This window comes from Streptomyces sp. NPDC055243, assembly GCF_044544025.1.
Classification (GTDB): Bacteria; Actinomycetota; Actinomycetes; order Streptomycetales; family Streptomycetaceae; genus Streptomyces.
Window position 1 is genome coordinate 1 of sequence record NZ_JBITWR010000013.1, and the last position, 23,237, is coordinate 23,237.

Consider the following 23,237-nt stretch of genomic DNA (forward strand, 5'->3'; position numbering starts at 1 on the left):
GGTGAAGACATCGTTGATCAGTCGCTCGGCCATCCGCGGGGCCTTCGGCCGGATCAGGTTGATCAGCCGTCGGCGTCCGGCTTTGCGGATCTGGGTCGGCGAGCCGAACTGGTCCAGCATTTTGAGCACGGCCGGGTGCTGCATGCGCTCGCGCTTCGGGGAGGTGAAGGGCTACGACGGCGACCGGATCCCTGCACCGGACTTGCCGCCGGTGCCGCTGAAGCCGCGGGGGCGGGTGCGCTGATCGTTCCCGTCGGCGGCCGGGCGGCAACTCCCGTCCCCGCGCGGTGTGTTCAGTGGTCGGGGCGAAGACTTCCGGCAAGACGTTCGGCGGGGGCGAGGCGCTCCGGTGTCACGCCTTCGCGTTGACCGTCGGTACGTCTCCGCCCGTCGTCCGCCGGTATCTGGCCGTGATCGTGGCGACCGAGTCGTTGCCCCTTCTTCCGCGCATGCTCCGGTCCATCTGCCGATTCGCGCGCAGCACGTCCCCCGTGGGTCCGATGCGCGCCTCCTCGTAGCGGGCGAGCGAGGCGGTCACGCCGCCCCCGGCCGCCAGTTGCGCCGCGAGGGTCCGGGCGTCCACGATCGCCTGGGAGGCGCCGTTGGCGCCCGTCGGGTACAGGGGGTGGGCGGCGTCGCCGAGCAGTGTCGTACGCCCCCGCCCCCAACGCGGCAGCGGATCACGGTCCACCATGGGGTACTCGAAGATGGCCGGGCTGCCGGTGACCAGCCTGTGGAGGTCCACGCCGAGCGCGGCGAAGTCCCAGCCCTCGAGGTGGCGCAGTACGTCGTCGGCGCTCCCCTCGCGATTCCAGCCCGCGCTCTCGATCAGCGGCCCCGGCCCTGCCTCGGGCGCCGCGCACACCCAGTTGACCAGCGGACGCCGCGCCGAGATCGGGTACACGACCAGCTGGACGTTCCGCCGGTCGTACGCGATGACCGAGGATCGGCCCGTCAGAAAGGGCGTCACCTCCGTGACGCCCCGCCACATCCGCGCCCCCGACCAGCGCATCGGGCCCTCCTGCGCGTGCAGCGCCGCCCGTACCGTGGACCGGGCCCCGTCCGCGCCGACCAGCGCCTGGGCCTCGATCACCGTCGGTAGCCCGGTCGCCCGGTCGGTCACCCGGACCCGTACCGTGTCCTGCTCGTCGACGAAGGACTCGAGGCGCGTTCCCGTGCGGACCGCGTCCGGGCCGAGCCGCTCGCGCACCGCGTCGAGCAGCAGGAGCTGCAATTCGCCCCGGTGGACCGCGTACTGGGGCCAGCGGTACCCGGCCGCCACGCCGACTGCCTCGGTGAATCGGCGTGCGCCGCGTTCGTCGGCGTAGACCTGTTCGGCGGTGGCGACGCCGGTCGCGGCGAGGGTGTCCCCGAGGCCGAGCCGGGTCAGTTCGCGCACCGCGTGCGGCTGGAGGGTGATGCCCACTCCGAGAGGAGCGATCTGCCGGACGCGTTCGACGACGGTCGCCCTGATGCCCTCCGCGTGGAGGGCGAGCGCGGCGGTCAGTCCGCCGATTCCGGCCCCCGCGATCAGTATGCCGGTCTCTTCGGCGCTGCCGAGTTCGTTGTTTTCCATGGATTCACTGTCGATCAGGGACAGTTCAGAAGTCCAAGTACTACTTCTTCGTCCAACTATGCTTCTCAGTTATGGAGTTGCGACAGCTCGAATACCTGGTGGCCGTGGTCGAGGAGGCCAGCTTCACCAAGGCCGCGGCCCGGCTGCACGTCACCCAGCCGGGGGTGAGTTCCCAGATACGCCAGTTGGAGCGCGAGCTGGGGCAGCGGCTGCTGGACCGTTCGGGCCGGGCGGTCCGCCCCACCGAGGTGGGTGCCACCGTGCTGGAGTACGCGCGCTCCGCGCTCGCCTCCGTGGCGGGCGCCCAACTCGCGGTCGACGAGTACACCGGGCTGCTGCGCGGCCGTGTCGCGGTCGGCACGGTCACCATGGCGTCCGCGCTCGATCTGCCCGGGCTCCTCGCCTCCTTCCACCGCCGCCATCCGGCCGTGGACATCAGCCTCTGGGAGGCCAGCTCGGACGAGCTGGCCGCGGCACTCACCGCCGGCCGCATCGACGCGGCCGTACTCGCCCCGGCCCAGGCATCGCCGCCCGGCGTCGAACTCCAGATCATCGCCGACGAACCGCTGGTGGCCGCCGTGAGCCGGGACGACCCACTCGCGCTGGCCGGGCGGGACCGGCTCGCGCTGACGGAACTGGCCGACCGAACGCTGATCACCTTCACGCACGCCACCGGCACCCGGGGAGACATCGACGCCGCCTGTGCCGCTGCCGGGTTCCGGCCGCGCATCGCCTTCGAGGCGAGCGACCCGAGGGTCCTGGCGCGGCTCGCGGCGCACGGCATGGGCGTGGCGATCCTGCCCGAGCCGATCGCCCGTGACCACCCGGAAGGGCTTCATGTGCTGTCCACCCGCCCCGCCCTGCGTGGTCGGCTCGCCCTGGGATGGCGGGCGGCGGGGGCCGAGAGCCCAGCGGCACGGGCGTTCCTGGCCCATGCCCGTATCACCTTGAAGCACCTCGCATGAGCACCGGCGACACCGCGAGACCGCGAGACCGCGAGACCGCGACACCGCGACGCCCGCCCCTCCAGGGTGAATGCGCCGGTGTGGCGGGGCCTCGTGGTTACCAGCGCACCGGCAGCTCTTGCAGGCTGCGCATGAGGCTGGGGCGCCACTGCGGTGTGCGGTCGCCGTCGGGGGACAGATCGGGGAAGCGGTCCAGCAGGGTGCGCAGGGCCAGGGTCGCCTCCAGGCGGGCCAGTGGGGCGCCGAGGCAGTGGTGCAGGCCGTGGCCGAAGGCGAGGTGGGCGCGGGTCGCGGCCGGATCGCGGTGGATGTCGAACCGTTCGGGGGCGGTGAAGCGCGCGGGGTCGCGGTTCGCGGCGGCGATGGAGAGCACGACACGTGCGCCCGCAGGTATCGCGGTGCCGCCGATGGTGATCGGCTCGGCGGCGTAGCGGTACGTACCCGCCGGCGCGGGTGACTCGAAGCGGAGCGTCTCCTCCACGGCGCCCGTCAGCAGCTCGGGGTCGGCCCGCAGGGCGGCGAGCTGCGCGGGGTGGCCGAGCAGCAGGTGGACGGCGTTGGCGATGAGGTTGACGGTGGTCTCGTGCCCTGCGACGAGCAGCAGGAAGGCCATGCCGAGCAGTTCTTCCGGGGTGAGCCGGTCGGGGCTCTCGCCGTGGTGGGCGCGGACCAGGGCGTGCAGCAGATCGCTCTCCGCCGCGTCCGGCAGCCGCCGCTTCTCCTCCGCGAGCCCCGCGAGATACACGGCCATCTCCTGCGAGGCGCGGGCCGACTGCTCCGGATCGTCGAGGGCGACGACCTTCGTGGACCACGCCCGGAAGGCGGCCCGGTCCGCGTCGGGCACGCCGAGCAGCTCGCAGATGATGGTGAGCGGCAGCGGATAGGCGTACGCGGCCACCAGATCGGCACGGCCGTCGGCGGCCACGGCGTCCAGGAGCGCGTCGGCGGCCTCCTGGACGCGGGGCCGCAGCGCCTGGACGCGGCGGGCGGTGAACTCGCGGGCCACCAGCGCCCGCAGGCGGGTGTGGTCGGGCGGATCGACCTGGAGCATGTTGCGGCCCACGGCGTACAGCCCGTCGTCCTCGAAGTCGGCCGAGTGCCGCACGTCGTTGCGCAGCCCGGGGGCCGCGAACGCGGCGCGCACCTCCTCGTGCCCGACCACCAGCCACGACTCGTCCCCGGTGGGGAAACGCACGTGGTGGACGGGTCCGCGGGAGCGCAGTGCGGAGAAGACGGAGTAGGGGTCGGCGGTGAAGTCGTCGGTGAGCTCGGCGAGTTCGACGGTGGGCTGCTGCGTGCGCATGGACGCTCCCGGACGGAAGTGGGGAGATCTCCCCGTTTCGAGGTCGAGGGCGACCGTAACATGAAGCGGGGAGTGGCCCCCACTTTAGGGATCGTCGATGAGCTGGGGAGCGCCGATGAGGTGTCGCGCCGCCGCGGTGAGGACGGCGGCCGTCACCTTCTCGGCGGCTGAACCCGTCCTCTCGGAGGCGTCGTCCACGTCGACGATCTCCCAGCCGTCCGCCGGCGCGAAGTCCTCGTACTCCCGGGCGCAGTCGGCCTGAACGTCGAGGAAGGTCCGGGCGGGATCGCCGCCGACGGCACGGTAGTTGTCGAACCCGACAGGCACCGGTCGGGCCCTCGCTTCTGCGCGAACGCCTCGTCCCGCTCGTTGAGGATCGCCGCCCCGGCCGTCCACAACTCGCCATCCGCCGCCTCGGGCACCTCGACGCCGGGGTCGACTCGGACCCACCCGGTCTCGAATAGATCGGACCGTCCGGTCTCGCATGGACATGCCGCCCAGCTTCCCCGCGCGGGGCATGCGGTGCCAGGCCTCGGGGGCGCGTCCCGGTGGGCGGTTCCGGTCCGGCGGGATGCCGACGCGCGACTGTCAGTGGTGAGTGCAAGGCTGGTCTTGCAAGGACCTGTGAAGGGAATCAAGGACCTGCGAAGGGAATCGTCGTGATCACCACTGATCTCACTCCCGGCTCCCCCTGTTGGCTCGACCTCGGTGCCCCCGACGTCCGGGCGGCCGCGGCCTTCTACGGCGCGGTGCTCGGCTGGGAGTACGAGTCCATGGGCGAGACCGAGGACATGGACGGCGGGATGTTCCAGAAGGACGGCAAGACCGTCGCCGGGCTCGGCAAGCTCACCGAGGAGGGCGCCCGCCCGGCCTGGATGATCTATTACACGGTCACCGACGCGGACGCCACGACCCAGGCCGTGGAGCGCGCGGGTGGCACGGTGCGGGTGGCGCCCAGGGACCTCGACGACTGGGGTCGGATGGCGCAGTACACCGACCCGCTGGGCGGCCAGTTCGCCGTCTGGCAGCCGGGCACGAACTCGGGCTTCGAGCTGGCGGACGAGCCGGGCTCGCTGTCCTGGACCGAGCTGTTGACGACCGACACCGCCGCCGCGAAGGAGTTCTACGGCGGTGTCCTCGGCTGGCAGTTCAGCGAGACGGAGCTGCCGGGCGGCGCCGGCACATACACCCTCGTCACCCCCGAGGGGCGTCCCGAGGAGCGCATGCAGGGCGGCCTGATGCAGCTCGGCAAGGAGGACCTCGCGCGGACGGGCGGGCGGCCGTACTGGCACCCGGTTTTCGCCGTCACCGACTGCGACGCCGCTGTCGCCCAGGTCACCAAGAACGGCGGCAGTGTGCAGATGGGCCCCGAGGACGTCGAGGGCGTCGGCCGCCTCGCCGTCTGCCTCGACCCGTCGAACGCGGACTTCGTAGTACTGACACCGGCTGAGAGCTGAGAGCTGAGAGCTGAGCGAGCAGGACGACCTGGCGGCCCACCGCGAGGTCGTCCTGCTCCACCCCGGTCCTGTGAACCCTTGCCGAAGTCCCGTTGGACTGGGGGTGGTTGTGGTCGAGGTGCGTGGCCTCGGACGTCGTGTCCTGGCCGTTCTCGCCTATCTGGACAACCCCTGAGGCGCCCCCTGGAAGGGGCGCGGGTACGGGCCGGGGCGGTACGTCGCGTAGCGGGCCGCGGTGGTCGGATCGGCTTGCCGGGCGCGGGAGTTGAGGGCGGCCGGTGAGGTGTCGGACCAGTGGCCCGTCGTGGTCCGGTGGTCGATCGTGTGCACGGCGGCGAGCTGTTCGGCCGGGCTGAAGGTGCAGTGCCCGGCGTTCTCGGTATAGGCCTGGCGCAGCAGCGGGGCGCGGCCCGCGGCGGTCACCGCCTGCCGGTAGGCGCTCTCCACCTCGACGGGGACGAGCGCGTCGCCGGTGGTGTGGACGGCGAGCTGGGGCTTGCTCAGGCGGCCGGAGGGCGCCGCGTGGTCGGCCATGTAGCGCACCGCGCGGGGCTCGGCGCCGACGCGCGGCGCGCGGGCGAGGTCGCGCAGGTCGCTCCGGAGGGACAGGCCGGCCGCCTTGTAGAGGGCCTTGACCTCCTTGTGGTGGGCGGAGCGGGCCAGCATCGCCGCGTAGTCGACGCCCGTGTTCCAGGACATGTTGCCGCCCGCGCGGCGTTCGGCCTCCTCCCGCCAGGCGAAGCCGGGCTGCGCCACCAGGCCGCGTACCGCCGTGTACTGGTTCGCCTGCTGGGCTGGGTAGTCGTCCGGGGCGGGGCGGGGCGTGGCCGGGTCGTTCCAGCCCGGGATGTCGTGCAGCGCGGCGGCGAGGGCGATGCGGGCCCGGCCATCCGGGGAGTTCTGCGCGGTGCCCAGCTTCTCGCCGAGCCGCTTGGCGGAGACGGCCGCGTCGGCGGCGTCCTTGAATCCGGTCAACCGGATGCTTCCGTCACCGGAGTCGGGCGCGAGGAGGGTGCGCAGGGCGAACGTGGCGTCCAGCGTGGAGTTCCAGTTGGCTACCGAGCCGTGCACGAGGCCGCACAGGGACAGGGAGCCGTCGATGCGCGCCGGGTGGCGCTCGGCGATGGTCGTGGTGACCAGACCGCCGAGCGACTGGCCCCAGGCGAGCGTCCGCCGGGCCTCGCCGACCTCCCCTCGGAAGGTGTCGAGCGCGGCCAGCTGGTCGGGCACCGCCTGCTCCACGGACCAGCCGGTCGTCGCGTACGAGGAGCCGACGAGTGCGTAACCCTCCTTCAGGAGCAGCTTCTTGGTGGGCTCGTCGGAGGTGTTCACGGCCGGGTTGGGGGAGCCTTCGGGGCGGTAGCCGTGGCTGAAGAGCAGGACGGTGCCGTTCCAGTCGTCCGGGGTGTCGATCACGTACGTGGCGCCGGACGGGAGGGTGCCCTCCAGGTGACGGGCGGCGGCGGATGGCGTGGCGGAGGCCGGGACCGCGGCGGACAGGAGGAGCAGCAGGGCCGCGGGAGCGACCACCGCGGACCGCCGGGTGGTGCGTGGCCGGGTGGTGCGTGTCATGTGGATTCTCCTTGTACGGAGGACGCGGCGGAGGGGGATGACATGGTGGGCGGCGCGGACGGTGTGGGCGAAGCGCCCTGCACGGCGAGATCGCGGGCGTTCGTCTCCTTGACCCGCCAGACGGCGAGCGCGGTGATCAGGCCCCCGGCCACGAGCAGCAGCGCTATGGCATCGCTGGAGTCGTACGCGGCGAGCAGCCCGCTGGCGATCAACGGAGAGAAGCCCGCGCCCAGCAGCGTCGCCGTCTGGTAGCCGAGCGAGGCACCGGTGTAGCGCACCCGCGTCGAGAACATCTCGCTGAACAGCGCGCCCAGCGGCCCGTACATCACGGACTGCGCGATCCCGTGCCCGATCACGCAGGCGAGGATCAGCAGGCCGGGCCGGTGGCTGTCCACGAGCGCGAAGACCGGGAAGGCGGTGGCCGCCGAGAGGAGCGCCCCGGCAAGGACCAGGGGACGGCGCCCGAAGCGGTCGGAGAGGAGGTTGGCGCACGGCAGCACGACCAGGGCCACGCAGGAGGCGACGGTGACCCCGGTGAGCACCTGCGGGCGCGTGTACCCCTCGTCGACGGCGTACGAGATCATGAAGCTGGTCATCAGCGCCTGCGCGGTGAACGGGCCGATGCCGACCGCCGAGGCGAGCAGGACCGGGCGCGGCGCGCGCAGGACTTCGAGCAGCGGCATCCGCGCGCGCTCGCGCCGCTGCGAGAGCGAGGTGAACAGCGGGCTCTCGGTGACCTTGAGGCGGATGTACAGGCCTGCGCCGAGCAGCAGGAAGGAGAGCAGGAACGGCACCCGCCAGCCCCAGGACCGGAAGTCGTCGTCGGGCAGGAGGCTCACCAGCGCGACGACTCCGGTGGAGAGCACCGTGCCCAGCGGGGCGCCGAGTTGGGTGAAACTGGTCCACAGGCCGCGCGGCCGGTCGCCCGCGTGCTCGGCGACCATGAGCGTGGCGCCGCCCCACTCGCCGCCGATCGCGATGCCCTGCACGACGCGGAGCAGGACGAGCAGGACGGGCGCCCAGACGCCGATCGCGTCGTACGTGGGCAGCAGTCCGATGAGGAAGCTGCCCGCGCCCATCAGGACCATGGTCAGGAGCATCATCGACTTGCGGCCGAGCCGGTCGCCGAAGTGGCCGAAGACGATGCCGCCGAGGGGCCGGGCGAGATAGCCCGCGGCGAACGTGCCGAAGGCGGCGACCGTGCCGACCGCCGGGTCGGCCTCGGGGAAGAAGAGGTCGCCGAAGACGAGCGCGGCGACGGTGCCGTAGACGAGGAAGTCGTAGAACTCGATGGCCGTGCCGAGCAGACCGGACAGGGCGACGCGGCGCAACTGCCGTGCTCTGTCGTCGGGTTCGGACGCGGGGCTCGCCTCTCCCGCGGGTGGGTGCGTCATGGTGCGGGGCTCCTCAGGCGTAGAAGCGGGACAGGCTGCGCAGGACGCAGGCGGGCTTGTCGCCGCCCTCGATCTCGACCGTGCCGTCGACGGCGATCTGCACTCCGCCGCGCACCTCGTCGACGGAGGCGAGCGTGGCGCGCAGACGTATCCGGGCGCCGGCCTTCACGGGGGAGGGGAAGCGCACCTTGTCCAGGCCGTAGTTGACCTTCGTGGTGACGCCCTGGACGTCGAGGAGATCGGTGAAGAGCGGGATGAAGAGGGAGAGCGTGAGATAGCCGTGCGCGATCGGCGCGCCGAAGGGGCCTTGTGCGGCCTTCTCGGGGTCGGTGTGGATCCACTGGTGGTCGTCGGTCGCGTCGGCGAAGGTGTCGATGCGGCCTTGGCCGACCTCCAGCCAGTCGGTGACGCCGAGTTCGCTTCCGGCGAGGGCGTGCAGTTCGTCAAGTCCGTTGGCGGTGACGGTCATCGGGGTGTCTCTCCTTCAGGTGTGGGTGTCTGTGGGGCGCCGCCGTGGTCGCGGCGCAGGCTGGGCTTGTGGAGCTTCCCGGAGGCGGTGCGCGGCAGTTCGGGCACGCACACCACCGACTTGGGGATCTTGTACTTGGCGAGCCGGCCGGCCAGGAAGCCGAGTACGTCGTCCGGGGCGGGGTCCGTGCCGTCGCGGGGCACGACGACGGCGCGCGGCACCTCGCCCCAGCGCGCGTCCGGCACGCCGATGACGGCGCACTCCACCACGTCGGGGTGGGCGAGCAGCGCGCTCTCGACCTCGGCGGGGTAGATGTTCTCGCCGCCGGAGATGATCATGTCTTTGAGGCGGTCGGCGATGGTGACGAAGCCGTCGGCGTCGACCCGGGCCGCGTCGCCGGTGCGGAACCAGCCGTCGGTGAAGACGGCGGCGGTCTCGTCCGGCAACTGCCAGTAGCCGAGCATGACGTGGGGACCGCGCACCAGGATCTCGCCGGTCTCCCCGGTGGCCGCCGGGCTGAGGTCGGGACGTACGACGCGTACGTCGGTGAAGAAGTGCGGCACCCCGGCCGTGCCCGCCTTGCGCTCCGCGTGCTCGGCGTCGAGATAGAGCGCGCCGGGCGCGGCCTCCGTCATGCCGTACCCCTGCTGGAAGGCGAGCCCGCGCTCCGCGTACGCCTCGATCAGCGGGGTCGGCACGGGAGCCCCGCCGCACATCAGAATCCGCAGCGAGGACAGGTCGGCCGTGTGCCAGGGCGGCTCGCGGGTGAGACGCTCGTACATCGTGGGGACCCCGAACATCGCGCTGACGCCGTGCCGTTCGACCAGGCCGAGGGCTTCGGTGGGGTCGAAGGACTCGACGAGCACGCAGTGGCCGCCCTTGAGGAGCACGGGCAGGGCGAGCATGCCCAGCGCCGCCGCGTGGAAGAGCGGGGCGGAGACCAGGGCCACGGTGTCGGCGGTGAGGTCGGCGTCGACGAGGACGTTGACGGCGTTCCAGGTGAGGTTGGCGTGGGTGAGCATGGCGCCCTTGGGGCGGCCCGTGGTGCCGGAGGTGTACATCAGGAGGCACACGTCGTCCCGGCTGACCGCTTCGTCCAGAGGTTCCTCGACGGACCGGGCTGCCTGGACCAACTCCTCGTACTGCGAGCCCACTTCGACGAAGAGGCCCACCTGTCCCGCTTCGACGAGGAGATCCCCGGGGCCAGCCTCCTGCCGCAGCTCCGCCACGACACCGGCCTGCGCGGGGGAGTGCACCAGCGTGCGGGCGCCCGCGTCGGCCAGTTGGTACGCGAGCTCGGGCGCGGCCAGGCGGGTGTTGAGCGGCACGAAGACCGCGCCGAGTGCTCCTGCCGCGAAGAAGGTCTCCAGGAAGGACGGATGGTTGGGCCCGAGGTAGGCGACCCGGTCCCCGCGCCGGACGCCTCGGGCGCGCAGGGCGTGCGCGAGCCGCAGGACGCGGGAGTGCAGGGCGGCGTACGTGATGGTGCGGCCCTCGTGGGTGAGGGCGGCGCGGTGCGGGGTCTTGCGGGCCCGGCGCGCGGGCCAGGAGCCGAGTCCTTCGTTGCGCATGGCGCCCCCTCTACTTGAGCCCGAGCAGACGGGCGGCGTTCTCCTTGAGGATCTTGGGGCGGACCTCGTCCTTGATCGCCAGCTTCGCGAAGTCGGCGAGCCAGCGGTCGGGGGTGAGCACGGGGAAGTCGGAGCCGAAGAGCACCTTGTCCTTGAGCAAGGTGTTGGCGTAGTGCACGAGTTGGGGCGGGAAGTACTTCGGCGACCACCCCGACAGGTCGATGTGCACGCCCGGCTTGTGCGTGGCGACGGCGAGGGCTTCGTCCTGCCAGGGGAAGGAGGGGTGCGCCAGGATGATCTTCAGATGGGGGAAGTCGGCGGCGACGTCGTCGACGTGCATCGGGTTCGAGTACTTCAGCCGGATGCCGCCGCCCCCGGGCAGGCCCGCGCCGATGCCGGTCTGCCCGGTGTGGAAGAGGGCGACGCAGCCGCTCTCCTCGATGACCTCGTACAACGCGTAGGCCAGAGCACGGTCGTTGGGGAAGAAGCCCTGGATGCTCGGATGGAACTTGAAGCCCTTCACCCCGTACTCCTGCACGAGCCTGCGGGCCTGTCGCACGCCCGCCTTCCCCCGGAACGGGTCGATGGAGGCGAACGGGATCAGTACGTCGGGGTGGGCGGCGGCGGCCTCGGCGACCTCCTCGTTCGGGACGGGCAGGGTGCCGGTGGCGGACTCGGCGTCCACGGTGAAGACGACGGCGGCCATCTTGCGCTCGCGGTAGTAGGCGGCCATCTCCTGGAGGGTGGGCTTGCGGTTGCGCCCCTCGACCTTGAAGTACGCGCTGGAGGCGGCGTCGAGGTCCTCGTCGAGGGAGGCGTGCCCCTGGGAGGAGACCTCGGCGTGCGTGTGGACGTCGATCGCGGTGAGTTCGGAGAGGTTCAACTCCCTCACGCTCCTGGGATCTTGGGCGCGGGGATGCCGACCGTCTCCGGGGCGCTGCCGACCGAGGTGTGCCAGGCGGCGGCGATGGTCTGCGGTGTCCAGCCGCCGTCCGCGTACGCCACGGACGCCTCCCGCGGATGCGACCACAGGGCGAGCCGGTCGCCGCCGATGCCGACGCACTGCCCGGTCACCTCGCGGGCGAAGCGGGAGGCGAGGAAGGGGACGAGTGCGGCACAGTCGTCGGCCGTCCCGAAGCCCTCGCCCTTGCGCAGGAAGTCCGGCAGCGGCTGCCCCTCCTTCATGGCCTCGATGTACGGGGCGAAGGCGGGGATGGTCTCGGTCATCGCGGTGGCGGCCACCGGCACGATCGCGTTGACGGTGATGCCGGCCCTGGCCAGCTCCATCGACCACGTACGCACCATGGCCGCGATCCCGGCCTTGGCGGCGGCGTAGTTGGTCTGCCCGAAGTTGCCGCGCTGTCCGGCGGGGGAGCCGACCAGGATCAGGCTGCCGCCCTCGCCCTGCTCCCGCATGCGTACGGCGGCGGCGCGGGCGCAGGTGAAGGTGCCGCGCAGGTGGGTGGTGACGACCGCGTCGAAGTCCTCGTCGGTCATCTTCCACAGCACCCGGTCGCGCAGGATTCCTGCGTTGGTCACCATCGCGTCCAGCCGCCCGAACTCCTCGACGGCGCGGGCGACAAGGCGGTCGGCGGCCTCGCCGGTGCCGACGGCGGCCACCTCCGCGACGGCGCGCCCGCCTGCCCCGGTGATGGTCTTGACGGCGCGTTCGGCCGCTTCGGCGTCGACGTCGTTGACGACCACCGACGCGCCGGCGCGAGCGAGGGCACAGGCGTAGGCGAGGCCGAGGCCGCGCCCCGATCCCGTGACGACGGCGACCTTGCCGCGCAGGTCCACGGTGTATGAGTCCAGCACTGGGAAACCCCTTCAACAGGCAGCGAAAGAGAGATGGCAGAAAGGAAGCTAAGACAAACCATTGTTGTCGTCAATGATTGTTTCCAACATCGATATTGCGGCATGCTGGACACTGTCACCGACGACCGCCGATGACCGCCGTACGCCCGCAGAGCACCGATCAGGGAGAGCGCCCCTCATGACCACCAGCCGGAAGACGACCGCCGAGCCCGTGGAGGAAGGGTCCGTCGACGAGGGCGCGCCCTGGATGCGCGGCCTGCACGCCGACGCGGGCTACCTGCTCTACCGCCTCGGCCTGCGCTCGGGGCAGCTCTTCAACGCGGCGCTCCAGAGATCCGGCCTGCGGCTGCGCCACTACGCGCTGTTGCGCTACCTGGCCACGGTGGAAGGCGCGGCCCAGCGCGAACTGAGCCAGGAGCTGGGCTACGACCCCAGCGCGATCGTCGGCCTGGTCGACGACCTGGAACGCCTCGGCTTCGTCGAACGCCGCCCGGCCCCCGACGACCGCCGCCGCCGCATCGTCGCCCTGGCCCCGGCGGGCCACGACTTCCTGCGCGACTCGGACGAGGTGGCCCGAGGCGTCACCGACGAACTCCTGGCCCCGCTGGACCGGGAGGAGCGGGAGACGCTGCACGTGCTGCTGTCCCGGGTGGCCCATACGGGCGGGGGCTGAGGGGTCACTGCTGGGCGGGGATCAGTCCGGATCGCCCATCAGGGCACTCTCTTGACGGTCGAGTTCCGGGCCCGCGGTGTTGCCGGAGTGATTGGTGCGCACGATGGCCATGGTCTGCTCGATCCACGCCTCGCCCGGGTCGTGTCCGATCGCCCGCCATTCGTGGAGCACGCTGCGGAGATAGCGTTCGATGAAGTCCTGGAACTCGGGCTCCGATCCGGGCAGGCTGTGCAGCGCGACATGGAGCGCGACGCGGTGCAGCTCCGAGGGCGGGGCCGGTGCGGAACCCGCGTGCCGGGCGGCCCAGAGCCCCAGCAGGACATGGGCGGCCGAGACGCTGTGATCCTCCCAGTAGCCCGCGAAGTCGGTGACGGCCATGCCGAGCCCGGCCTCGCACAAGGGCTCCAGCGCGTGCTGCAGGATGTCGCGGTCCATGTCGCACAGCAGGTGGGTCTCCCGGCGCCAGGGTTCCTCGTCGCCCCTCATCCAGGAGACGTGCCCACGCTGGTCGCTGCCGGGCTCGATGCCGTACGTCCAGTACGGATCGATCGCGGGGGCGACGGGAGCCGTGCCCGAATCGATGTCGGCCAGCGTGATGCGGACGTCCTTCAACTCCTCCAGCCAGGTGCGCTCCAGGGCGAGTGTGCGCCCGAACGTACGCCAGCCCTCGTACGTGAGCTGAGACTTGAGCAAGGTCGTCAACCGGTTCCAGTGATGCGCGGGCTCCTCCTCGGGAAACAGCTCCCGCCCCTGCACCGGTCGGCCGAGCAGGGCCAGGAGCAGCACCAGGTTCGCGGCCCAGGAGGCGTGCCGGGCCGGTACGGGAGAGTCCGCGGGCCGGTATCCGTCGAAGGCGCGTTCCTGCCTGGCATGGAGCGCGGAGTGGAAGAGCCGCAGGAGCAGCGGTCGCAGCGCCGAGAGCTGCTCCGTGGGCAGCCGCTTCAGGGCCTGGTGGAGGAAGGTGAGGGTGGCGGACCGGACGGAGAGCGCCTGGTAGGAGAGCAGCGCGTGGAGGAACGCGTCGTCGGGGGCGGGAACCCGGACCCGGTGGGCGTCAGCGCGAGCCGCCCTCGCGAGGTCTTCGAGTTCCCGCAGTGCCAGCCGTGCCACCAGGAATTCACCGAAGGTGGAGTGCAGGAACTCGAAGGACCGCAGCCGCACCCCGTCCCGCGACGCCTCGGCCCGGTGGATGAAGAAGAACCGGCCCACGACCACCTGCCCCGGCGTGAGCGCGGCCCGCAGATCGGCGGGACGTGTCGCGTGGGCGCGCTGTGGCAGAAGTACCTCCAGGTCTGCCGTCAGCTCCTCCTCGGTGACCCACTGCCTGCCGCGGTTGACCATGGCGAAGGCGGTCACGGACAGGCACAGCAGCTCGGCCTCCACCGCGTGGGCCAGCTGTTCTGCGGTCAGCCCCGGATCGCTCTTGCTGACCTCGCGTGCCGCGAAGCGGGCCAGGAGCCGTTCGTAGAGGTCGAAGCCCGCGAGTTCTCCGTGCTCGCGCCGGAACGCGTTGTTCTGCGCGTCGTACAGCGCGACCATCAGCAACAGCAGCGGCTGGGAGCCCAGTTCACGCTGCGTCAGCACATGCTCCGGAGACAGGGGCAGCAGGGACTGGTGACGGAAGTACCCCGCGTTGGTCCGGTTCCACAGGTCGAGCCACCGCGTCACCTGCTCGTCGCTGAAGGGCTCAAGGCGTACGGCGATGCCGCCCGGCGAGAGGCGGGCCCGGTCGGCGACCGCCGTACGGCTGGTGACGACCACGGCCAGCGGGCGGCCGTGCGCGGCCTCGCGCTGCTGGAAGGCGGCCACCTTCTGTATGTAGTCGGACTGGCTCACACCGGTGGCCTGGAGGAGTTCGTCGAAGCCGTCGAGCAGGACGACGGGCAGCGCACGGCGCACCGTGCGCGTCACGTCGGGCCAGGCCATGGCCTCCCCGGTGGCGTCGCGGATCGCTGTCTCGATCTGGTCCTGGATCGCCGCGTCCGCGGGTACGGCGGACAGCGGCACCCGTACGACGAGAAAGTCGTCGGCAGGCAGCCGCGCCGCCAGGACGCGGGTCAGCACGGACTTGCCCGACCCCGGCTGCCCCAGGAGCAGGAGCGGCGTCTCCACGGCCTGCGGCGCGGTGAACAGACCCGCCAGATAGCCTTCCAGGTCCTGGTGGACGGGGCGCTCCTCCCACCAGGACTCCTCCGAGAGGCGGTCGGCCGCCCCGAAAGCGGCCACCTTGAAGTCCGGGGAGATGTATCCCGCGCCGAGCGTGGGGACCACCAGGCCCTCGGGAAGGTCCTCCAGGGACAGCAATGGCGCGTTCATCGCCGCCCGCGACGCGCGGTTCAACGCCACGTACCGCTCGGCCGCGACCCGCCCGTCGGCCGCCCTGGCGACCGCTTCCTCCAGGTGCCGCAGCGTGCCTTCGATGCGGCGGACCTCGTGACGGGTCGCCTGGTGGTCGGTGATGCTGACCCAGACGGCCACCTCGGGGAACTCGGCCGCGAGGCGCCGGTACATGATCTCGTACGCGGATACGGCCCGTCGGGGAGCGGACTCCACCAGGGAGGCCCGCAGCTCCTCCCGCTCCCGCTCCGGCACGGCCTCCCAGGCCGCACAGCCCGACACGTACTCCAGGACCTGATCGGAGAGCCCGCCGTAGAAGCCGCGCAGCGTAACGAGCTCCGACTCGTAGGGACGGTGCGGCGCGGGCATCGGCACCTCGGCGTGCAGCAGCTCGTCCGCGAGGGCCGCGAGCCGCCCGGACTCCGGCGTCCGGCCGGTGGTCATGCGGAGGGCGTCCGCCCTGCCGACACTCAACTCCCGCCCGTCGAAGGGGAGATCGAGTTCCTTGAGCGTGTCGAAGTACGAGGCCAACACCACGACGGCGTGCGCCGCTGCAAGGCGTTGAGTGCGGTCGAACCGGCCGAGGCCGCGCGAGCGCTCCGCGAGGCCGGAGAACAGGGACCGGCTCAGGCGGGCCAGTTCGCCCCGGGCGTCGAACAGGCTCAACGCCAGAGCGGACCCGCCGCCGGTGGCCACCAGGAGCGCGCCGCCGGTCAGCCGGTCGAGGGCCGCGAGCGCGGGACTGTCCGCCCCGCCCAGCAGGCGCACCGCGTCCGCGTAACTCATCCCCCTGGGCACCGGTCGCCTCCCAGCTCCGTGACGGAACGGCCAGTGCGTCCATCATGGCGGGCGGGGCGGCCATGCGTCCCCACATGGCCGCCCCGGTCCGCTTGTTCGGGTCAGCGACGCTCGGGCAGTTCCGCCCTCACCTCCCGTGCCGCCGCGACCAGGTTCTCCAGGGAGGCCCGGGTCTCGGGCCAGCCGCGGGTCTTGAGGCCGCAGTCCGGGTTCACCCACAGCCGTTCGGCGGGGATGGCCTCAAGTCCCTTGCGCAGCAGGGCCGCCGCCTCCTGCGCGCTCGGTACGCGCGGGGAGTGGATGTCGTACACGCCGGGACCCGCCTCGCGCGGGTAGCCGTGCTCGGCCAGTTCGCGGGCCACCTGCATGTGCGAGCGGGCGGCCTCCAGGCTGATGACGTCGGCGTCGAGGTCGTCGATGGCCTGGACGATGTCGCCGAACTCCGCGTAGCACATGTGCGTGTGGATCTGGGTGTCCGGGCGTACGCCGCTGGTGGTGAGGCGGAAGGACTCCGTGGCCCACTCCAGGTACGCGGGGTGCTCGGCGGCGCGCAGCGGCAGGGTCTCGCGCAGAGCGGGCTCGTCGACCTGGATGACCGAAGTGCCCGCCGTCTCCAGGTCGTCGACCTCGTCGCGCAGGGCGAGGGCGACCTGGCGCGCGGTGTCGCCGAGCGGCTGGTCGTCGCGGACGAAGGACCAGGCGAGCATGGTGACGGGACCGGTGAGCATGCCCTTGACGGGACGGTCGGTGAGGGAGTTGGCGTACGAGGTCCAGCGCACCGTCATCGGCTCGGGCCGCGAGATGTCCCCTGCCAGGACCGGCGGGCGCACATAGCGGGTGCCGTAGGATTGGACCCAGCCGTGCTGTGTGGCGAGGTAGCCGGTGAGCTGCTCGGCGAAGTACTGCACCATGTCGTTGCGTTCGGGCTCGCCGTGCACCAGGACGTCGATGCCCGCCTTCTCCTGGAAGGCCAGGACCTCGCGGATCTCGTTCCTGATGCGCTCCTCGTACCCGGCGGTGTCGATACGTCCCGCACGCAAGTCGGCCCGTGCCGTGCGCAGTTCGGCGGTCTGCGGGAACGAGCCGATGGTGGTCGTGGGCAGCTGCGGCAGGCCCAGCCGCGTCCGCTGGGCCGCCGCCCGCTCCGGGTAGGCATGTGCGCGGCGGGCGTCGGTTTCGGTGACGGCGGCGACGCGGGAGCGTACGGCCGGGTCGTGGGTGAGGGCGGAGCCCGAGCGGGACGCCAAGTCGGCGCGGTTGGCCGACAGTTCGGCCGCGATGGCGCCCGTGCCCTGGGCCAGGCCGCGGGCGAGCGTGGCGATCTCGGCGGTCTTCTGGTGGGCGAAGGCCAGCCAGCGGGCGATCTGCGGGTCGATGTCCCGCTCGGCGGTGGAGTCCAGCGGGACGTGCAGCAGGGAGCAGGACGCGGAGACGTCGACCCGGTCGGCGAGGCCCAGGAGCGTGCCCAGGGTGGACAGCGACTTCTCCAGGTCGTTGATCCAGATGTTGCGGCCGTTGACGACGCCCGCGACAAGACGCTTGCCGGGCAGACCGCCGACGGCGGCGAGGTCCTGGAGCTGGCTGGCGGCGGCCTCGGTGAAGTCCAGGGCGAGGCCGTCGACCGGTGCCTTGGCGAGCACCGGAAGCGCCTCGCCGAGCCTGCCGAAGTAGGAGCCGACCAGGAGCTTCGGGCGGTCGGTGAGGGCGCCCAGGTCGCGGTAGGCGCGCGCGGCGGCGTTGAGTTCGGCCGGGGTGCGGTCCTGGACCAGGGCGGGCTCGTCGAGCTGCACCCACTCGGCGCCCGCGGCGCGCAGGTCGGCGAGGACCTCGGCGTACACGGGAAGCAGACGGTCCAGGAGGGTGAGCGGCTCGAAGCCGGCGGCCACGCCGGGCGCGGGCTTGGCGAGCAGCAGATAGGTGACCGGGCCGACGAGGACCGGGCGGGCCGCGAGGCCGAGCGCGATCGCCTCCTTCAGCTCGGCGACCTGCTTGGCCGAGTCGGCGGTGAAGACGGTGTCCGGGCCCAGCTCCGGTACGAGGTAGTGGTAGTTGGTGTCGAACCACTTGGTCATCTCCAGCGGCGCCACGTCCTGGGTGCCGCGGGCCATCGCGAAGTATCCGTCGAGCGGATCGGTGTCGACGGCCTCGCGGTGCCGCTGGGGGATCGCGCCGACCATGACGCTGGTGTCCAGGACGTGGTCGTAGTACGAGAAGTCGCCGGTCGGCACTTCGTCGATGCCGGCGTCGGCCAGATGCCGCCAGGTGGACCGGCGCAGCTGCGCCGCGGTGTCCCGGAGGGCGTCGGCGGTGACGCGGCCCTTCCAGTACCCCTCGACGGCCTTCTTCAGTTCCCGGTCGGGGCCCTGGCGGGGGTAGCCGTACACGGTGGACCGTGCTGCCGCGGCTGCGGACTTCGCTGTCACGGAAATCTCCTTCGCGAGATGACTCCTGAGCATCCCGGGGACGGGACACGGACGCGAAGGGATGACGGACCGGATGGACCGAACGCGCGCCTGCGGCACGGTGCTCCACCTGATCCGACGCCGACCCGCCCACGAGGTCACCGGGATGTCCGCACGTGAGGGGTCACGTACGGGCAACGGGCAGGTCTTCGGACTCGCGGGCACACCTGCCGAAACAGGTTCCTACTGGCCGTCGCTTCCCGGATCCGCGCTCGGATCCAGTGCTCATGACGGCGGTCGTTCCCACTCACCGCTGCGGGGCAGTCCCGGATTCCCACCGGGTTCCCTCTTACGACGCTCCTGCCTGGCGGACAGGGCGAACCAGCTGCACCGGTCAGGCTAAGGGGTGGTCCGGCCTCTTGGGCAGTACTGATCACATTCCGGACCGTGAGGTGAGACACGGCGGCGGGGCGGTCCGCCATCAGCTCCAGGACCGTCGCGCGATCGATGGCCCGCCCACTCCTGAACCTCGCGCGAGCCGGGCGCACACGGTCGAGGCACATGGGCTGACCAGGGGCGTACGCCCTGGTCGTGTGCGCTCGCGCGTGCCACAGCCGGGGCGGTCCCGCAAGTTGTCAGGAGGCTCGATCGAGCACTAGGGTCACCACGCCTTGGTGCTCGGGAAATCCGGTGTGATGCCGGTGCGGCCCTCGCCACTGTGATCGGGAAGTCCGGCTCCAGCCCTCGCGGCAGCCACTGGGTGCTCACGCACCCGGGAAGGCGGAGTCCGGTCGGTACGACCCGTCAGCCAGGAGACCGGCCAAGGCGCGTTGTCCATCCACGAGGTGCTGGAGAGGGTCTGCTTAGCCATGCACATAGCCGAGGGTTTCCTCCCGCCGGCGCACGCGATCGCCTGGGGCGTAGCGTCCGCGCCGTTCGTCGTCCACGGAGTCCGCTCCCTGACGCGTGAGGTCAAGGAGCACCCGGAGAGCACCCTGCTCCTGGGCGCATCCGGTGCCTTCACTTTCGTCCTTTCCGCACTGAAGATCCCCTCCGTCACGGGCAGTTGCTCGCACCCGACGGGCACGGGCCTCGGCGCGATCCTGTTCCGGCCGCCGATCATGGCGGTCCTCGGCACCATCACGCTGCTGTTCCAGGCGCTGCTGCTGGCCCACGGCGGGCTCACCACGCTCGGCGCCAACGTGTTCTCCATGGCGATCGTCGGGCCATGGGCCGGATACGCCGTCTACCGCCTCCTGAAGCGGTACGACGTGCCGCTCATGGTCGCCGTGTTCTTCGGCGCCTTCGTCGCCGACCTGTCCACGTACTGCGTCACCAGCGTCCAGCTGGCCCTGGCGTTCCCCGACCCGAGCAGCGGATTCCTCGGCGCCCTGGGCAAGTTCGGCGGCATCTTCGCCGTCACCCAGATCCCGCTGGCCGTCAGCGAGGGCCTGCTCACCGTCGTGGTGATGCGGCTGCTCGTGCAGTCGAGCAAGGGTGAGCTCACCCGGCTCGGCGTCCTGCTGCGGGACAAGTCGTCAGCGGCCGTGACCGCAGGGAAGAACGTGACGGCAGAGAAGAACGTGACGACGGAGAAGCAGACGGAGACGGGGGCCAGCGCCTGATGAGCCGCAACGCGAAGATCAACACTCTGCTCCTCCTCATCGTCGCCGCGCTCGCCGTGCTGCCGCTGGCGCTCGGTCTCGGCGACGACGAGAAGGAGCCGTTCGCCGGGGCCGACGCCCAGGCCGAGACCGCGATCACCGAGATCGAGCCGGACTACGAACCCTGGTTCTCGCCGCTGTACGAACCCCCCTCCGGGGAGATCGAGTCCGCGCTCTTCGCCCTTCAGGCGGCGCTGGGCGCGGGCGTCCTCGCGTACTACTTCGGTCTGCGCAAGGGACGCCGCCAGGGCGCCGAGCTCGCACTGGCCGAGAAGGCCGCCACAGCCGGGAAGGCCGCCACGGAGCGGACCGCCGACGGGGAGAGCGCCCGGGCCGAGACCGAGCAGGTCTGACCCCGCGTGCTGCCCATCGACGCGGCGGCGCACAGCAGTCGCTGGCGCCGCCGCCACCCCGTGGACAAGGCCGTGCTCGGCCTCGGTTTCACCGTCCTCGCCGTCTCTCTGCCGCCCTGGCCGGGTGCCGCCCTGGTCCTGGTCGCCGCGCTCGCCGTACTGCTCGGGCCCGCCGGTGTGCCGCCGCGCAAACTGTGGCGCGCCTACCGCGTGCCGCTCGGCTTCTGCGTCACCGGCGCCCTGACCCTGATCGTGCAACTCGGCGGCCCCGAAGGGTTCGTCACGCTCGCCGACGGCGGCCCCGCACGCGCGGGCGGTCTGCTCCTGCGCACGTCGGCGGCCTCGCTCGGCGTCCTGCTCTTCGCCTTCACCACGCCCATGTCGGACCTGCTGCCCCGCCTGGTGAAGGTGGGCGTACCGGCGCCGGTGGTGGACGTGGCCCTCGTCATGTACCGCATGAGCTTCCTGCTCCTGGACTCCATGAGCCGGATCCGGCAGGCGCAGGCCGCGCGCCTGGGCCACACCACCCGGGCCGCCACCTGGCGTTCGCTGGGCGGCCTCGGCGCCACCGCGTTCGTGCGCGCCTTCGACCGGGCGGGCCGGCTGCAGGCCGGGCTCGCCGGGCGCGGCTACGACGGGACGCTGCGGGTGCTCGTGCCCGAGGCGCGGATCTCCCGCCGCTTCGTGGCCGTCAGCGCGGTACTCCTCACGGGCCTGGTGGCCCTCACCCTCGTACTGGAAAGGCTTCTTCCATGAGCGAGCCGAGCGCTCCTCGCGAACCGGGCGGGTCCTTGGTCGCTCTGCGCGCCGCTTCCTACGCCTACGAGGACGGGCCCACCGTGCTCAGCGGCCTGGACTTCGACGTCACCGAGGGGCGCGCCCTCGCGCTGCTCGGGCGCAACGGCAGCGGCAAGACCACTCTCATGCGGCTGCTCAGCGGCGGACTCCGTCCGGACCGGGGCGGATTGACGCTCGGGGGCACGCCCGTGACGTACGACCGCAAGGGCCTGACCCGGCTGCGCACCACCGTTCAACTGGTCGTCCAGGACCCGGACGACCAGCTGTTCGCCGCCTCGGTCGAGCAGGACGTGTCCTTCGGGCCGCTCAACCTGGGGCTGCCCGATGCCGAGGTGCGGGCACGGGTCGCCGAGGCGCTCGCCGCGCTGGACATCAGCGCCCTGGCGGACCGCCCCACCCATCTGCTCTCCTACGGCCAGCGCAAGCGGACGGCCATCGCAGGCGCCGTGGCGATGCGTCCGCGCGTACTGATCCTCGACGAGCCGACCGCCGGGCTCGACCCCGACGGACAGGAACGTCTCCTGACCACCCTGCAAGGCCTGCGGGACGCGGGGACGACCGTGGTCATGGCCACCCACGACGTGGACCTGGCCCTGCGCTGGGCCGACGACGCGGCGCTGCTCACCCCCTCGGGCGTGCGCACAGGGCCGGTCGGCACGATGCTGGCCCACCGCGACCTCCTGGCACAGGCGGGCCTTCGGCTGCCGTGGGGGATCGCCGTCGCGGAGCTGCTGCGGACCAAGGGCCTGCTGGCCGGGGCGGGCGAAGGGCCGCGCACCCCCGAGGAGTTGGCGGCCCTCACGGCTCCGGCGATGCCCGGCGCGTCAGCCGGCTGACCGGGCCGGGGCCGGGGTGCGGCCGGGCAGGAGCGCCACGGCCAGCAGCGGGACCGCGGCGAGCGCGAGCCACGGCACCCAGGGCGGCAGCCCCGCGTCCAGGAGCGAGCCGGTCGCGGCGCTGCCCGCGAGGACGATCAGACCGGACACCGAGGACATGGCGCCGGTGTACAGGCCGAGCCTGCCGTCACGCGTGAGATCGGGGACCCAGGCGCGCGCGGCCGGGGCGACCAGCATCTGCCCGAGCGTGAGCAGGACCACGAACCCGGCGGCGGGCAGCAGCCCGGCCGCACCCGTCCAGGCGGCAGGCCGCGCGAGGGCCACGACGGCGAACCCGACGGAGATGAGCACGAGCCCGGCGGCCATGGAGCGCCGCTGGTCGAGCCGGCCCGCGGCCCAGTGGGTGACCGGCAGCTGCGTGGTCACCACCAGGATCGAGGAGAGGGCGAAGAGCCAGGCCAGCGGCGCCTGCGACCCCGCCGTGCGCTCCACCTCGGCCGGGAGGGCGAGATAGAGCTGGTTGTACGCCAGGAGATAGGCGCCGTACGCCCCGCACACCGCCAGGAAACGCCGGTTGCGCAGCATCTCGCCCACGCCTCCTCGTACGCGGATCCGCTCCCGCCCGGGGATGCGCTGGGGCAGCAGCCACAGGTGCCCGGCCAGGACGAGGACGAAGACCCCGGCCCCGGCCAGGCACACCGTGCGGAAGTCCACCGACAGCAACAGCGCGCCCAGGAGCGGACCGAGGAACGCACCGGCCTGGCCCGCCACGGTGAGCAGGGCCAGGACGCGGGTCCGCGGACCGCGGCCCTCCTCCTCCCAGAGGACGGCCTGCCGGGCGACCTCGGATTCCACGGCGGGGGAGAACAGGGCGGCGGCGAACCCGATCAGGAGGACAGCCCCGATGACCGACCAGGTTTGTTGCGCGTACCCGAGCCAGGCGAAACCGGCGATCCGCAGCACGCAGCCGCTGAGCACGACCGGACGTACGCCGTACCGGTCGGTCAGGGCGCCGCCCACGACGAACAGCCCTTGCTGGCTGAACGTCCGCAGGCCGAGCACGAGACCGACCAGCCAGCCCGCCATGCCGATCGCCGCGCCCAGGTGCTCGGCCAGGAAGGGCAGGACGGCGAAGAAGCCGATGTTGAAGGCGAGTTGGGTCAGGATCAGCAGCCGGAGCAGCGGGGACAGGTTCGGCCAGGTCCGCTCGCGGGGCGACCGCTGCCCGGCGCGGGACCGGAGCGTGGCGGGCAG

At 72.1% G+C, this 23,237-nt stretch carries 19 protein-coding genes, 2 pseudogenes and 2 riboswitches; of the genes and pseudogenes, 8 read left to right on the forward strand and 13 right to left on the reverse strand.

Annotation, left to right across the window (positions count from 1 at the left end; translation table 11 throughout):
- Positions 1-147, reverse strand: a pseudogene (locus tag ACIGXX_RS31455) (IS110 family transposase); the annotation flags it as partial.
- Between the two features lies 1 nt (position 148).
- Here ACIGXX_RS31455 and ACIGXX_RS31460 point away from each other — a divergent pair.
- Positions 149-244, forward strand: a pseudogene (locus tag ACIGXX_RS31460) (pirin family protein); the annotation flags it as partial.
- A gap of 108 nt (positions 245-352) precedes the next feature.
- On the opposite strand, the gene ACIGXX_RS31465 reads toward ACIGXX_RS31460, so the two are convergent.
- On the reverse strand, positions 353-1,576 hold the full coding sequence (locus ACIGXX_RS31465; protein ID WP_399980659.1) for an FAD-dependent monooxygenase: 1,224 nt from the start codon (positions 1,574-1,576) through the stop codon (positions 353-355).
- A 71-nt stretch (positions 1,577-1,647) separates the two neighbouring features.
- On the opposite strand from ACIGXX_RS31465, the gene ACIGXX_RS31470 reads away from it, so the two are divergent.
- Positions 1,648-2,541, forward strand: coding sequence for a LysR substrate-binding domain-containing protein (locus tag ACIGXX_RS31470; RefSeq protein ID WP_399980662.1), 894 nt, complete (start codon positions 1,648-1,650; stop codon positions 2,539-2,541).
- A 97-nt stretch (positions 2,542-2,638) separates the two neighbouring features.
- Here the strand turns inward: ACIGXX_RS31470 and ACIGXX_RS31475 are convergent, their stop codons facing one another.
- Positions 2,639-3,844, reverse strand: a complete 1,206-nt coding sequence (locus tag ACIGXX_RS31475) for a cytochrome P450 (protein WP_399980665.1) — start codon at positions 3,842-3,844, stop codon at positions 2,639-2,641.
- Positions 3,845-3,928: 84 nt separating this feature from the next.
- Positions 3,929-4,171: a hypothetical protein gene (locus tag ACIGXX_RS31480; RefSeq protein WP_399980668.1), complete on the reverse strand. Its 243-nt coding sequence runs from the start codon at positions 4,169-4,171 to the stop codon at positions 3,929-3,931.
- Between the two features lie 332 nt (positions 4,172-4,503).
- Here ACIGXX_RS31480 and ACIGXX_RS31485 point away from each other — a divergent pair, with 332 nt between their 5' ends.
- Positions 4,504-5,301 (forward strand): VOC family protein, encoded by a 798-nt coding sequence (locus ACIGXX_RS31485; protein ID WP_399980671.1) that lies wholly within the window; start codon positions 4,504-4,506, stop codon positions 5,299-5,301.
- A gap of 156 nt (positions 5,302-5,457) precedes the next feature.
- Here ACIGXX_RS31485 and ACIGXX_RS31490 read toward each other — a convergent pair whose 3' ends face one another.
- From ACIGXX_RS31490 to ACIGXX_RS31515, 6 genes are read right to left on the reverse strand one after another with little or no spacing between them, the layout of a single operon-like run.
- Positions 5,458-6,873 carry a hypothetical protein gene (locus tag ACIGXX_RS31490; protein ID WP_399980675.1) on the reverse strand — a complete coding sequence of 472 codons (1,416 nt, stop codon included), beginning with the start codon at positions 6,871-6,873 and terminating at the stop codon, positions 5,458-5,460.
- The gene (locus ACIGXX_RS31495; RefSeq protein WP_399980678.1) at positions 6,870-8,267 is read right to left on the reverse strand and encodes an MFS transporter; all 1,398 of its coding nucleotides are present in this window, start codon (positions 8,265-8,267) and stop codon (positions 6,870-6,872) included. The genes ACIGXX_RS31490 and ACIGXX_RS31495 overlap by 4 nt, the downstream gene beginning before the upstream one ends.
- Positions 8,268-8,280: 13 nt before the next feature.
- On the reverse strand, positions 8,281-8,736 hold the full coding sequence (locus tag ACIGXX_RS31500; RefSeq protein WP_351164216.1) for a MaoC family dehydratase: 456 nt from the start codon (positions 8,734-8,736) through the stop codon (positions 8,281-8,283).
- Positions 8,733-10,307, reverse strand: coding sequence for a long-chain fatty acid--CoA ligase (locus ACIGXX_RS31505; protein WP_399980682.1), 1,575 nt, complete (start codon positions 10,305-10,307; stop codon positions 8,733-8,735). The genes ACIGXX_RS31500 and ACIGXX_RS31505 overlap by 4 nt, the downstream gene beginning before the upstream one ends.
- A gap of 10 nt (positions 10,308-10,317) precedes the next feature.
- Complete coding sequence (locus tag ACIGXX_RS31510) at positions 10,318-11,190, reverse strand: amidohydrolase family protein (RefSeq protein WP_399981038.1); 873 nt, start codon at positions 11,188-11,190, stop codon at positions 10,318-10,320.
- A 5-nt stretch (positions 11,191-11,195) separates the two neighbouring features.
- Positions 11,196-12,119 carry an SDR family NAD(P)-dependent oxidoreductase gene (locus ACIGXX_RS31515; protein WP_383821654.1) on the reverse strand — a complete coding sequence of 308 codons (924 nt, stop codon included), beginning with the start codon at positions 12,117-12,119 and terminating at the stop codon, positions 11,196-11,198.
- Positions 12,120-12,369: 250 nt separating this feature from the next.
- Between ACIGXX_RS31515 and ACIGXX_RS31520 the strand changes: the two genes are divergently transcribed.
- Positions 12,370-12,795 (forward strand): MarR family winged helix-turn-helix transcriptional regulator, encoded by a 426-nt coding sequence (locus ACIGXX_RS31520; protein ID WP_351164475.1) that lies wholly within the window; start codon positions 12,370-12,372, stop codon positions 12,793-12,795.
- A 21-nt stretch (positions 12,796-12,816) separates the two neighbouring features.
- Here the strand turns inward: ACIGXX_RS31520 and ACIGXX_RS31525 are convergent, their stop codons facing one another.
- The gene (locus ACIGXX_RS31525; protein WP_399980685.1) at positions 12,817-15,930 is read right to left on the reverse strand and encodes an NACHT domain-containing protein; all 3,114 of its coding nucleotides are present in this window, start codon (positions 15,928-15,930) and stop codon (positions 12,817-12,819) included.
- A 101-nt stretch (positions 15,931-16,031) separates the two neighbouring features.
- Positions 16,032-18,353 carry a 5-methyltetrahydropteroyltriglutamate--homocysteine S-methyltransferase gene (gene metE / locus ACIGXX_RS31530; RefSeq protein WP_399980688.1) on the reverse strand — a complete coding sequence of 774 codons (2,322 nt, stop codon included), beginning with the start codon at positions 18,351-18,353 and terminating at the stop codon, positions 16,032-16,034.
- A 161-nt stretch (positions 18,354-18,514) separates the two neighbouring features.
- Positions 18,515-18,733, reverse strand: a riboswitch (cobalamin riboswitch).
- 254 nt (positions 18,734-18,987) lie between these two features.
- A riboswitch (cobalamin riboswitch) is annotated at positions 18,988-19,172 on the forward strand.
- Between the two features lie 29 nt (positions 19,173-19,201).
- Between metE and ACIGXX_RS31535 the strand changes: the two genes are divergently transcribed.
- The 4 genes from ACIGXX_RS31535 to ACIGXX_RS31550 are packed head-to-tail and all read left to right on the forward strand — an operon-like array spanning position 19,202 to position 21,983.
- Complete coding sequence (locus tag ACIGXX_RS31535) at positions 19,202-19,957, forward strand: energy-coupling factor ABC transporter permease (RefSeq protein ID WP_399980691.1); 756 nt, start codon at positions 19,202-19,204, stop codon at positions 19,955-19,957.
- Positions 19,957-20,349, forward strand: coding sequence for an energy-coupling factor ABC transporter substrate-binding protein (locus tag ACIGXX_RS31540; RefSeq protein WP_366464402.1), 393 nt, complete (start codon positions 19,957-19,959; stop codon positions 20,347-20,349). Before ACIGXX_RS31535 ends, ACIGXX_RS31540 begins: the two co-directional genes overlap by 1 nt.
- A gap of 6 nt (positions 20,350-20,355) precedes the next feature.
- Positions 20,356-21,105 (forward strand): cobalt ECF transporter T component CbiQ, encoded by a 750-nt coding sequence (gene cbiQ / locus ACIGXX_RS31545; RefSeq protein ID WP_399980695.1) that lies wholly within the window; start codon positions 20,356-20,358, stop codon positions 21,103-21,105.
- Positions 21,102-21,983: an ATP-binding cassette domain-containing protein gene (locus tag ACIGXX_RS31550; protein ID WP_351164224.1), complete on the forward strand. Its 882-nt coding sequence runs from the start codon at positions 21,102-21,104 to the stop codon at positions 21,981-21,983. The genes cbiQ and ACIGXX_RS31550 overlap by 4 nt, the downstream gene beginning before the upstream one ends.
- Here the strand turns inward: ACIGXX_RS31550 and ACIGXX_RS31555 are convergent.
- Positions 21,972-23,237: an MDR family MFS transporter gene (locus tag ACIGXX_RS31555; protein WP_399981043.1), complete on the reverse strand. Its 1,266-nt coding sequence runs from the start codon at positions 23,235-23,237 to the stop codon at positions 21,972-21,974. The genes ACIGXX_RS31550 and ACIGXX_RS31555 overlap by 12 nt on opposite strands.